A 12,590-nucleotide genomic window follows, 5' to 3' on the forward strand; every position below is an offset into this window, starting at 1 on the left:
AGTACATTGTAGAATTAGGTATCTACATACAATAATAATCAGTAAAATAACCACAAATTTATAGATTTGTGGTTATTTTTATAGTTTTAGAGTAATGGAATTGAAAATTATGGTATAGGGGTATATAATTGTTGTAAGCTAAGTATTAGTATGACTCTAGCAATAGAAAAGTAATAAATTAAATTGAGTAATTATAGCCTAGAGAAAGGAGAAATTATGGAGATAGTTAAAATAACTTCTAAAAATCGGGAACAAGTAAATAGACTAATTATTGATAACTGGCATTCTACTGAGATGGTTATAAGGGGTAAAATAATTGATATGACAAAGCTTGATGGCTACGTTGCTTATGAAGAAGATTGTATAATTGGATTGATTACTTATATTTTATTAGAGCGTGAGATTGAAATAATATCATTGGATAGCTTTAAAGAACAGCAGGGTATCGGTACAGCATTAGTAAATATAATAATTAGGAAAGCAAAAGGAGAGAGTTGTCATAATGTGAAGTTAATAACAACAAACGATAACTTGAATGCTCTAAAGTTTTATCAAAAACGTGGATTTGAATTAGTAAGAATTTATAGAAATGCTATTGAGAAATCACGCTTAATTAAACAGTCTATTCCTTTAATAGGCAATTACGGTATACCTATAAGAGACGAGATTGAATTGCAATATATAATTTAAAGTGTTTAAATAGTTTTAATAGCTACTATATTTAAGGAGATGATATAGTGCCATATGTTCATGAGTTTGGATTATTAGATATAAATGATTATACTGAGGGATATACACCTGCTAAATATAAGTACTTAGATAGGCATAGTAAAAACCTTGCGTGGTATGGTATAACATTAATACCTCCTAGTTCACATAAATATTTCTTAGAAGTTATTAATCAAGAGAATAAATTATACAATTCTAAAGAATTAGAGAGATTAATTAATAAAATCAAAGAAGCTATAAGGTTAAATAAGTGGATAATCCATTATGGGATCTAATGTTAAAATATCAAGTAAAGTAATTTGAAAATAAGAGATTGAATATAGATTAGAAGGGGTAGTAGGTATGAAAAGACTGTTTATAGGTATGTTTTATATGTTTATGATATGTGGTTTGTGTGCTTGTACTAATAACAATAACCAGTGTAACGAAGATATAAAATTAGGAACATACATAATACAAAAGACAGATGAGATCGGTATAATGCCAAATTTAGTATTACTGGATGACAATAGATTTACCTTCTACTATTCGGTACTATCAAGCTATATATCTTCGGGAAGTTATCAAATCAAAGATAGCAAATTAATTTTGGTTGATGATGCAGAAAATGATAAAGTAACAACAACCTATGTCTTTAAGATTGAAGGAAAGAAGCTTATTTTTAACCAAAATCAATCAACAGCATTGCTTAATTTTGCATCGAATGAAATGTATGATGGTGCAGTATTCGTATATGTTGAAGATGTAAGCAATAAGAAATAATCCTATAATATAACAGGAGAATAAAATGAAAAAAATAGCTATTTACCCGCATGAAGGAATAGGAAATATCAAATTTGGGATGACAAGAAAAGAGACTGAACAATCTTTTCATCTAACTTGCTATGATGAAGAAATTAACGGAGAGCATGTTTTTGTTCAATATGAGGACTACTGTATTACATATAAAGATGATAGGGTTTTTGAAATTACTATTGATAATATTGATGACTATAAAGTTATATATAATGGGATTGATTTGTTTCGTACAAAAGCAGAAGATATTTTCAATTGCTTAAAAAAAATTAGTGAGTATGATTGTGATTGTGAAGATGAGTACCTCAGTAGCACTTACTATTTTAAAGACTTAGGAATGATACTCTGGCGTGAGTCTGCCTTTCATCCTAAATTATTACAAGAAGAGTGGTTTCAAAAATTAACCAATGAAAATGAAGAAAATTTGGAGTGTGAGAAAAGATTTTGGTTCTTTGATCAAATTATCTTAGAGAGTTCAGTGAACACATTTAAGAAAATGGAGAAAGTAAGGTTTCATATTGAATCACCTGAAAAAGAACAAGCAATAAAACCACCTACACAAGATCAACTTATACAAATTGCATTAAAGTATAAATTGAAAAAATAGTTATTGAATAACTATATATCTTAGAATATTAAAAATTTTGAGTTTATATTACAGATAAAGGATGAGTTAGAATGAGTGAGTCGAGAGTAAAATTAGTGAATCTATGTTCCGTTTTTATTTCTGAAGATGTTGAGAGAACTGTTAAATATTATGTTGAAAAACTAGGATTCAAATATGCTTGTCACTATGATAAGGATACTGCTTTTGCAACAATTTATAGAGATTCGATAGAACTTGTAATAGTGCAATCAAAATATGGAAAAGTTGAATCTAACATTAAAAGATATGGAGTAGGTTATGATGCGTATATTGATCCTGATACAGTTGGCGGAGTTGATTTGATATATGAAGAATATTTATCAAAGAATATTAAAATTATATCTAGACCACATTTGACCGATTATGGAAGCTATGAATTTGTAATAGAAGATATTGATGGTAGACATATTGGAATCGGAAGAATAGACAATAAAAATAAGTTTTTTAAAGAATCTAACTTGATTGAATAAAAACTGATTTTATGTTAGCATCTGAAAATTAAAAGAAAAAAATATCAATTATACGTAAGAAGACTAGGAGGCAGAAATGAATTATTTATTTAAAAAGAGCATTAATAATTGGTATGATTGGGGAGCAGTTTTTCAATCTATTAGTGATTTTAGAGAACTTATTAAAAAGATATATATAAAAGAGGGACTTTTAGGGTATGATGATATATCCAATTTAACACCTGGTACAAATGCTGTATTTAAAGCTGGTAAATATGCAATAAAAATATTTGCACCAAAAGAGTCAGGAGCGAATACAGATAGTGATTATAGAGCAGAACTTAAGTCTATGCAAAAAGCGATAAATATGGGGTTAAATGCTCCAACTATAGTTGCAGCATCAAGCATTCAAGATAAATACTTATTTAGGTATTTAATAATGGACTACATAGATGGTCAAGAGGCAAATAAAGTACTAAAAAATTATTCTAATAATAAGAAGAAAGCTTTTGTCAATAAGCTAAGGAATAACCTACACAAATTAAATATAAAACCTAGAGACCAAGTGAATGGTAATTTAATACAAGAAAGAATAATAAAAAATAAAAGATGGACAAAGTTTAATGACAGCATTAAAGAGCAGATTAGTGATATAGTGATGAATTATAAATTGTCAGAATATGTTTATGTTCATGGTGATCTCACTGGAGATAATATTATAATAGATTCAAAAGATAATATATTTATAATAGATTATGCTGATAGCATCATTGCACCTGTTGAATATGAATATCCACCTATAGCTTTTGATTTGTTTAATTTTGATACCCAAATGATCCATGAGTATTTCAAAGATTTAGAATATGATACATTGGTAGAGAAATTATTTATTGGTACCTTAATGCATGAATTTGGTTCTTATTTTGTTGAAATTATATATAATAAATGTACTAATGATGAGGTAAGCAATTTATTAGATATTAAGGAGATAAAAAATATGATATATTCCTTACTTAAAGCTTAATTTTAATTAGAGAAGAGTATATGGGTTACCATACAGATAAGAGTTTGTAGATTTAAACAATATTGTATACTATTAAGTATTTGAATTGCTTTTAGTATACTTTTTTCATATTAGTATAGAAAATTTATCTTTGTAAGGACATTATAATTGTATAAAAATCTATATCATTCACAAATAATGATAAATATTGTATAATTGAATTATATTGTAAAATGGTAAAAAGTTAATTTTATCTGGAGAATTGTTTTATTAGTTTATAGGAAATAATCGGTATCTTCCTTGAAGTAGCTCATAGATTACTATTATTACTGATATTCATTTTGGATTCCATATATATGTTGTCATAAAGCATAAATTGATATTAAATTTTCATTTCCTAGCAATTTTAGTTAAAACTGAAAGAGTGAAAGCAAAAAAGCATGAGTAATTTTTTATAGTGATACGGGTAGTTCCTATGAAATAGGAAACACAATCAGCTAAAATATAGAATCTCATTGATGGAATGACACTCCTTTTACGGGGATAGTAATGTCTAATCTCTATCATGAGATATTATGAATTAGTTGAGCTACTATTTTAATTGTACTTGCTAACAATTAGAGAAATAAAGAGTAAAAGAATTGATGAGGTTTTGACAAAAGGATATGAATGTTTATCAAAGTCTTTAAAAGAATGTTCGGAAAGTAATAACTTTAATTTCTAATTATACGAGGGGGGTAAAAAATGTTTGAAATTATAAAGTTAGTAGGGAGTATTATTATTGTAATGGTTTTAGTAGAACTACTAGATCTACCAGATTGGATTGGTGAAAAATTACGAGGCAAAAAATCTAATAAAGAAATGAGCAGAGAAGTAAGTAAACTTGCTGATCAAATAAGGAAACTAGAAGAAGAAGTTAAAAGAATGCATTAGGAAAAGAGACTAAAATACGGTTACCGTTAACTTTTCCTATAAAAATCCGTTACTAATTAGATTTAAAAAAATTACATTTCTACTACACTAAGACATTCAATTCTACCAATAACTATAGGGCCATGGCTTAATACTAAATAAGTTTAGTTTAAGCCATGGCCCTATATGTATTAATCTAAACATTTTATTTTTATGTAAATATATTTATTATATACTTGCTCAAAAGCCACAATATTATTAAAATCTTCAATTTCAAAAAGAATAAAATACTTAATTGAGCAAGTAAAAAATATGTAAATATTGGATATAACTAAAGTAATAATTGCATCATAGGCTGAAAATGTTGATATTACTACGTTTTAAGAGAAAAATAATGCTTTATTTATAAATAATAAATAGTTGACAAAATTACTACATCGCAGTACAATGTACCTGTACCTAACGAAGCGAGGTAGATAAAATGTATGATGATATTCAACTAAAGAGAGGAATATTAGATGGGTGTGTTCTAAAAATAATATCAAGGCAAGAAACCTATGGTTATGAGATTATAAATATCTTAGAAAGATATGGTTTTGGGAATTTGAGTGAAGGAACGATGTACCCAATATTAAAACGTCTTCAAAACAAAGGTTATATAACATCAGAATTCAAGAAGTCTTCTCTTGGACCTAAGAGAAAGTACTATAGTATTACTGATGATGGCAAGAAACAACTTAATGACTTTAAAGTTTTATGGAGAAGTGTTTCATCTAATGTTAACAGCTTATTAGAAGGGAGTGAATGATATGAATAAGTATGAAGAGATAAGAGAAAGCGAAAAACATCTACTTTATACAAATAAGGAAATATACAATAAAATAATAAATTATATTAGTACCTATAAACTTCAAGAAGATGAGCTGATTGATATTAAGATGGATATACTTTCTATAGCATTGAATGCACAGCAAAGAGGTGAATCATTGTCAGAGGTCATAGAAAATGACCCAAAAAGATTTTGTGAAAGAATAGTAGCTGAAAGTAAAAAGAAATCTACAGCGACTAAAATAAAAGATACCATATTAAATATACTTTTAGCTATAGACATTTTTATTATAATAGGTATATTATTAAATGCTATTATAGATATTAACAATATAACTGTTTTTACATTAGGACATTTAGTATTTATTATTATTAATACTATAGTTTTTAAATTATTACTATATTATTTAAAGAAAAGATCATTAGATAAAGATAACAATATTAATAAATTAGGCTTATTGGGTTTATTATTAGTAATACTTTCGGCAGTACTATTTGTGACATTTTATAATATAAAATTGTTTAAGCCAACTATGTTTCAGTTAATAATTATTATTGTAGTTACTTTGATACCACAGTTAATATCAGAGGTAAATAGAAAATTAAATAGAATAGAAAGGTAGGAGATATTATGGGAATTTTAGACATGCTATTGGTTAATCATGAAAGTATATTAAAAGGATTTGAGGCTATCGTAAAAGGGACAAACTATGTAGTAGCATATAATGAAGAAGGAAAAGTGATTGCATATACATCAGGTATAGATTTAGGTAAACAGCTTATGGAAAAGTTCATTAAGGATAATGGTCTTGATAAAACATATATAAAATTAGAAAATGAACATCATAAGGGAGAAGATGATTTTATAAAAGCCAATGAAGATTATCAACTTTGCATAGTTGATAGAGAAATAATGTTAAAGAAAGATGTAAAAGAACTAATGAGCAAAGAAGAGTTAATTCCTTATAAGAAGAATAAAAAAATGGCTGGTTTGGATAAATACACTAGAAAGGCTAAATAGATTATTGTTCTAACTTTATAGAGAAATGTTATGAAAACAAAAAAACAACTAAACGTATAGGTATTAATGAATTTAATAAACAAGTAATAATTCGCAAAATATATGATTAAAATGATCCTTTATAAATTTATAGAGGGTCTTTTTTTATTGTAAACGAAACTTGGATATTTTGCTTAATGTTATACTGCTTAGATTAATTTGATAAAACTATGGTTGGAAAATATTGATTTGGCACAACTCCCAAATTGATATATAATATGTTTTAAACATCAATGGCAGTTATATATGGGATGTTTTTGACGTAATAGTTATTTTAGATAGCACTGTGGGCAGTAAGGTACAAGTAGTCTTGACAGGTACATAAGAAGAGTATTTTACAGTTTATTGCTAAGGGATTTCTATGCAGTAATCAAAGGAGGTAGTATTATGGATTATGCAAAATATACATCTAATGCTGAAAAATATTCAAAGTATCGTAGTGAATATCCAACAAAGTTTATAGATTATCTTTACGAAGATGTTGGATTAAGTAATAATTCTATCATTGCTGATATCGGTTCAGGTACAGGGAAACTGAGTAAACAACTATTATTAAAAGGTAGTAATGTATATTCGGTTGAACCTAATGATGATATGAGAAGAGTTGCAGAAAAAGGATTGTCAAAGTTTTCGAATTTTATGTCTATAAACGGGAAAGCTGAAAACACAACTTTACAAGACTCAAGTGTAGATTTCATAACAGTTGGAACTGCTTTCCACTGGTTTGACATGGAACAATTTAAAAAAGAATGCCAAAGGATATTAAGACCAAATGGAAAGGTAATTTTGGTCTGGATAAGTAGACCAGTAAATAGAAACAAAGTTTTTGAAATTAACTTTAATGGATTAAGTGGTGGAAAAGAAGAAAGCCCTGAATTAATTTCACCTTTTTTTAAAAAAGGCAATTTTGAGCATAGAATATTTCAACAAGCATCTTCATATACCAAAGATTCTTTTATTGGACGGGCTTTATCCACGTTTGATAAGTTAACAGATGAAAAATATTTTTATGAACTCTCACATCTATTTGATAATCATAAAGTAAATGGGAGTATTACGATTACTCGTTATACTCGAAGTTTTGTAGGTATGGTCTAAACAACATATGTGTAATAACAACAAACTTTTGCATATAGGGCGTAAAAAATGAAATAGATTATTATAAATACAGTATATAGGCTTATCTCAAGGAGTTAAGCCTATTTTTTTAAATAATAAAGATAAGTAGAATGTTTTGCAAATAGAAAGATAGAGTACCTAAGCATTTAAAAGAAACAAAAGTATATAATTAGATATATTATAAATAGATAATAAGTGCAACTTAGATTAACTATATTGCATTTTATTGCAACTTAAACTGCATAAAATGCAACATAGGAAAAATCGCTTTATTTCCTTTTTTCGTTTTGTTATAGTTTAAACAAGTTAAGCAACACATAAAAACAAAGAGAAAAAGGAGATATTTATGAAAACAAATGCTAAGAATGAAATCAATAAGAAAAGTAAGGTTAAGAAGATTATCAAAATTTCGACAAGTGTCTTAGGAATTTTAATATTAATAGGGGTTATAGGTTTTAGTGGTTTTATAGGAATTAGTTCAGCAGATGGTTTGATAAACTATAACAAAGGTAATGACACAGCAGGTAACAGTAGAAAGCAACTCGAAACATGGGGATATGACACAAAGAAATTTGAAGAAAACTATACAGTAGAAAAATTGACTACTAAAGCTGAAGATGATAATATTGTACCAATGTATAAATATAAATCGTTAAAACCAGATATTAAAGGTACAGCAATACTAGTGCATGGGTTTGGTGGAAATTACATATGTGTTTATCCTCAAGTAGAAATGTACATTAAAGAAGGCTTTAACGTAATTGCAATAGATCAAAGAGCTAGTGGAGCTTCAACTAATGATAAACTAAGTTTTGGTTACTATGAGAAACTAGATATAAAAGCAGTAGTTGACTATGTTAAGAATAATAGTAAAGGAAAAATAGTTGTCCATGGTTTTTCAATGGGGGCACATACATCTGGATTATATGCTTCAACACAACATGCAAAAGAAAACATAGATACAGTTGTACTGGATGGACCGTTTGACTGTATGGAGAGCATGTACTTAGATGTTTGGAATCAAATGAATACAGGGTTACCAGGAGAATATGCAGTATTTTGTACTAATATAGCTTTAAAACTAAAATATGGATTTACATTTAACGATGCTAATGTTAAAATAGCAGTTAAGGATTGTGAAGTACCTACACTATTCATACAGAGTAAGAAAGATACTGGATCGACAGTAAATATGGGAGAAAGTATATTCAAGAATATCAAAACAAAAAAGAAAGAATATTGGGAAGTAAATTCAAAACATATTATGGGATATATTGACTTTCCTAAGGAATATGCGAATAAGGTATTTAATTTTATAGGCAGGTAATATTAAACTTCGTACTTGAAATTGTTTGAGTACGAAGTTATTTAGGATTAGGACAAGGTGGTTATTATAATGAGATTAAGATTATTTCCAGATAAGAATATTAGAGAAGAACATATTGATATACACTATAAAGACATGACGCCTATGATAGAGCAAGTAATAGGAGTAGTACAATCTACTGCAATTCAAGTGCATATAGTTGGAAAATCAGAAAAGAATGAAGAAGTACTACTAAGTACTAATGAAATATACTACTTTGAGTATGTAGATAAGAAGACGTTTGCTTGTTTGGAACATAAAATCTATCAAGTTCAGGAGAATCTTAATAAATTAGAGATGGACTTAGCTAATGAAGGATTTGTTAGGATAAATAAATCAATAGTAGCTAATATATATCATATTAAGGCAATTAAACCTGAGGCTAATATGAGACTTTTAGCTATTATGGAGAATGATGAGAATCTTATTATAAACCGAACTTATAAAAAGCAGTTTAGAGAATACCTTAAGGAAAGGAGAAATATACTATGAAGAAGAAAATACCAGAATTGTTACTAGTGTTATGTGTGAGTTATTCAATAGTATCACTTATTAATGCGACTTTGTGCTTGATTAATGGTAGAGAAAGCATTTCAGCATTAAATGAAATAAGGATACTAGTATGGTGTTGTGTTGCTATTGGAACTCTATATTCTCATAATCTATTAAGTAGATTTTCACCATTGACTACAATGGTATTACAGTATGTTATAGCTATATCAATTATAATGACAAGTATATATATAGAAGGGAAAATTAGTGGGGTTAATCTGGAAGGATATATAGAAGGTTTTGTAAGCTTTACATTATTATATGTTATAGGAGGAGCAATTTACTATATTCATGTATTTAGTGAAGCCAAAAGAGATAATAAATTATTACAAGAAATAAGAAAAAAATCATAATAAAAAAGTTTGAATAGATGGGTTCAGGTATGGACTATTATAAACTACCAATAATTAAAGGCATAGTATCTAATTTTAAGTTAGGTGCTATGCTTTTTTTTAGTATATAAATAAAGGCACAAAGAGATAAAAATTAATTCTCTAGCTTTTAGAGTGCATCTTTTAGTGTATTGATATAGATTCAAAAAAACACAAAAATATAGCGTCAATATTGGAAAAATTCCGACAAATAATGATATATCATATATATATACAATAAAAGTATAAGGAGATGAGTATATGGAGGCTAGTAGCAAGGTAGCTAAGACAATAGTAAATAAAATATTTTGTATTAAAGAAGGAGAAAACTTGACTGTAACTTTTGATAAAGGATCAAACAAAGAGGTTATAACATCCATTTTAGAAGAGACAAAAAAGAGTGGTGGAAAAGGAATAGCTATTGAAATTGCTCAGCCAGAAACAGAGTGTTCTGGTGTAAATGATTATGTTCCTGAACTTGTTGAGTATGCATTAAATAAAACAGATTGTTGGTTAGATGCTGGGAGTAAAGTATGGATTTATTCACGTCCATTCGAAAACGCTTTCACTAATAATAAAAAATTAAGATATATGATAGTTGGCGGAATAGACACAAACGCACTGGTCACACTTTTTGAAGGAATAGATGTTGATGCTCTTAAAAATTTAACTTGTGAAATAAAGGATATGGTATCAAATGCCAAAATCATGAGATTTAAAAGCCAAAATGGTTCTGATTTAACATTTACTATTAATCACGATAATATAGTAGCTCTTGATAATGGTAATGCATCAATACCCGGATTTCATACTCCACCTGCTTTAGTTAATATAGTACCTGATTTCAATAGTAGTAATGGAAAATTAGTCAGTGATGCTGTCATGATTAATGAAGAGTGGAAAGTGATAGAAAGGCCCTTTGAGATATTTATAAAAAATGGAAAAATAACTGGGTTTAATGGAAATCCTGTGGATGTTAGTAACCTTGAAAAATGGTTAGAAAAAAATGGAGATGAAAATTCCTACAAGGTAGCACATATGAGTATAGGACTTTCTCCTAATATATTGGAACTAAAAGGGGATATATTTTATGATGAAAGACTATTTGGATGTATGAACTTTGGATTTGGACATGTGAGTCCAGTAGATGCACCGCCAAAAGGACAAGAGAGTAAAACTCATTTTGATGCGGTTACAGAGAAAGCATCCATTTGGATTGATGATATTCAGATAATGGAAGAAGGAAAATTTGTATTAGATAAACTTAAAGAATATTGTAATGTTCTATTTGAATAGGAGATGGTATTATGGACTTTAACAAACTGATAAATTCATACGAAGATAAGATGGTAGATAAATTATGTGAAATAGTTAGTATACCAAGCGTTGAGGGTACTCCTGAAGAAAATATGCCTTTTGGTAAAGAAGTAGATAGAGCATTAAAATATACTCTCAATTTGTGTGAGGAGTTAGGGTTTAAAACCTGTAACGTTGATAACTATGCTGGACATGCAGATTATGGTGAGGGAGACGATATACTAGGAGCTATTCTTCATTTGGATGTAGTACCAGCTGGCGATAACTGGAGTGTAGATCCATACTCTCCATACAAAAGAGAAGATGGCAAAATATACGGTAGAGGAACTACAGATAATAAAGGACCTCTAATAGCTGTATTATATGCTATAAAAGCGCTTATGGATAGTGGTATAAAACCCAAGAAGAAAATAAGAGTAATATTTGGAACTAATGAAGAAACTCGATGGGAAGGTATTAATTACTATTTAAAGAAATTTGATTCACCACAATTTACAATTGTGCCTGATGCTGTGTTTCCTATGATATATGCAGAGAAAGGAATACTTGATATTAAGTATTGCAAAAAGCTAGATGATGATATATTAGAGGTCGCAGAGTTCAAAGGAGGAAATGCTTTGAATTCAGTACCAGATTTTGCTACTATAAAGATTAAATCCAATAAAGAAACTATTGATGCTATAAAAAATAAACTTGATGTACTTAATTATCAAGAAAAATTTGTAGTACAAAGTAATGTAAGTAAAAATACTATTAGTGTATCAGTTAAAGGGACTCCAGCTCATGCCTCTGTTCCTCAGGATGGCGCTAATGCGATATGTTATTTATCAAATATATTGACTAAAGTTTTGCCATGTGATACTAACTTATGTAATATTTCTAGCTTTATAGACTCCAAATTTCATTATCAAGACTATAATGGTAAGTTAGCAGGTATATTCTTTGAGGATGAACCAAGTGGCATGTTAACTTATAATTTAGGAACGATTGACATTAAAGATGGAATAGTTGAGATTGGTAGTAATATTAGGTATCCAGTTACTATGAATTATGAAATGTTGAATACTAAATTAGGTAATTTATGTAGAGTCAGTGGGTTTCATTACTTAAAGTACGATCACTTAAAACCTATATATCAGCCTTTAGATAGTAAAGAAGCAAAGATACTTCTTAACGCTTATAGAGATATAACTAATGATGATGAAAGTAAACCCATATCTATTGGTGCAGGTACATATGCAAGGGCATTAAAGAATGCTATAGCATATGGAGGACAACTACAGAGTGATGAAGTAGTTCCTCATCAAAATGATGAATATATAACTAGTGATAGTCTCTTACTTATGGCAAAGATTTATGCTAAAGCAATTTATGATTTATCTATGAATTAGTTAATGGTAAATTGAGAAATTGCATGATGATATTTATCAACAAGATAAGCAT

The 12,590-nt window shown here is 28.4% G+C and carries 16 protein-coding genes; all 16 read left to right on the forward strand.

The genetic code is table 11. The annotated features are described in order from the left end of the window. Positions 1 to 216: 216 nt before the first annotated feature. The 16 genes from P3X86_RS02460 to pepV all read left to right on the forward strand — a co-directional run bounded on the left by P3X86_RS02460 (position 217) and on the right by pepV (position 12,538). Positions 217 to 690 carry a GNAT family N-acetyltransferase gene (locus P3X86_RS02460; RefSeq protein ID WP_483291038.1) on the forward strand — a complete coding sequence of 158 codons (474 nt, stop codon included), beginning with the start codon at positions 217 to 219 and terminating at the stop codon, positions 688 to 690. Between the two features lie 47 nt (positions 691 to 737). After that, the gene (locus P3X86_RS02465) at positions 738 to 1,004 is read left to right on the forward strand and encodes a hypothetical protein (protein WP_483291039.1); all 267 of its coding nucleotides are present in this window, start codon (positions 738 to 740) and stop codon (positions 1,002 to 1,004) included. A gap of 67 nt (positions 1,005 to 1,071) precedes the next feature. Then, a complete protein-coding gene (locus tag P3X86_RS02470) occupies positions 1,072 to 1,491 on the forward strand; it encodes a hypothetical protein (RefSeq protein ID WP_483291040.1) in 420 nt (139 codons plus the stop codon). Positions 1,492 to 1,516: 25 nt separating this feature from the next. Beyond that, positions 1,517 to 2,131, forward strand: a complete 615-nt coding sequence (locus P3X86_RS02475) for a hypothetical protein (protein ID WP_483291041.1) — start codon at positions 1,517 to 1,519, stop codon at positions 2,129 to 2,131. A 71-nt stretch (positions 2,132 to 2,202) separates the two neighbouring features. Further along, positions 2,203 to 2,640: a VOC family protein gene (locus P3X86_RS02480; protein ID WP_483291042.1), complete on the forward strand. Its 438-nt coding sequence runs from the start codon at positions 2,203 to 2,205 to the stop codon at positions 2,638 to 2,640. 76 nt (positions 2,641 to 2,716) lie between these two features. Continuing rightward, positions 2,717 to 3,643 carry a phosphotransferase gene (locus tag P3X86_RS02485; RefSeq protein ID WP_483291043.1) on the forward strand — a complete coding sequence of 309 codons (927 nt, stop codon included), beginning with the start codon at positions 2,717 to 2,719 and terminating at the stop codon, positions 3,641 to 3,643. Positions 3,644 to 4,366: 723 nt separating this feature from the next. Continuing rightward, positions 4,367 to 4,555, forward strand: coding sequence for a hypothetical protein (locus tag P3X86_RS02490; RefSeq protein ID WP_483291044.1), 189 nt, complete (start codon positions 4,367 to 4,369; stop codon positions 4,553 to 4,555). 460 nt (positions 4,556 to 5,015) lie between these two features. Then, positions 5,016 to 5,342: a PadR family transcriptional regulator gene (locus tag P3X86_RS02495; RefSeq protein WP_483291045.1), complete on the forward strand. Its 327-nt coding sequence runs from the start codon at positions 5,016 to 5,018 to the stop codon at positions 5,340 to 5,342. A gap of 1 nt (position 5,343) precedes the next feature. After that, positions 5,344 to 5,985 (forward strand): hypothetical protein, encoded by a 642-nt coding sequence (locus P3X86_RS02500; protein ID WP_483291046.1) that lies wholly within the window; start codon positions 5,344 to 5,346, stop codon positions 5,983 to 5,985. Between the two features lie 8 nt (positions 5,986 to 5,993). Further along, on the forward strand, positions 5,994 to 6,383 hold the full coding sequence (locus P3X86_RS02505; protein WP_483291047.1) for a hypothetical protein: 390 nt from the start codon (positions 5,994 to 5,996) through the stop codon (positions 6,381 to 6,383). Between the two features lie 426 nt (positions 6,384 to 6,809). Continuing rightward, positions 6,810 to 7,520: a class I SAM-dependent methyltransferase gene (locus P3X86_RS02510; protein WP_483291048.1), complete on the forward strand. Its 711-nt coding sequence runs from the start codon at positions 6,810 to 6,812 to the stop codon at positions 7,518 to 7,520. Between the two features lie 367 nt (positions 7,521 to 7,887). Further along, positions 7,888 to 8,868 carry an alpha/beta hydrolase gene (locus tag P3X86_RS02515; protein ID WP_483291049.1) on the forward strand — a complete coding sequence of 327 codons (981 nt, stop codon included), beginning with the start codon at positions 7,888 to 7,890 and terminating at the stop codon, positions 8,866 to 8,868. Between the two features lie 69 nt (positions 8,869 to 8,937). Continuing rightward, positions 8,938 to 9,399, forward strand: a complete 462-nt coding sequence (locus P3X86_RS02520; protein WP_483291050.1) for a LytTR family DNA-binding domain-containing protein — start codon at positions 8,938 to 8,940, stop codon at positions 9,397 to 9,399. Continuing rightward, positions 9,396 to 9,812 carry a DUF6608 family protein gene (locus P3X86_RS02525; protein ID WP_483291051.1) on the forward strand — a complete coding sequence of 139 codons (417 nt, stop codon included), beginning with the start codon at positions 9,396 to 9,398 and terminating at the stop codon, positions 9,810 to 9,812. Before P3X86_RS02520 ends, P3X86_RS02525 begins: the two co-directional genes overlap by 4 nt. Positions 9,813 to 10,091: 279 nt before the next feature. Beyond that, a complete protein-coding gene (locus P3X86_RS02530) occupies positions 10,092 to 11,126 on the forward strand; it encodes a 2,5-dihydroxypyridine 5,6-dioxygenase NicX family protein (protein WP_483291052.1) in 1,035 nt (344 codons plus the stop codon). A gap of 11 nt (positions 11,127 to 11,137) precedes the next feature. Then, a complete protein-coding gene (gene pepV, locus P3X86_RS02535) occupies positions 11,138 to 12,538 on the forward strand; it encodes a dipeptidase PepV (RefSeq protein WP_483291053.1) in 1,401 nt (466 codons plus the stop codon). Positions 12,539 to 12,590: the final 52 nt, after the last annotated feature.

The sequence above is a fragment of the Abyssisolibacter sp. ZYX002 genome, assembly GCF_056892235.1.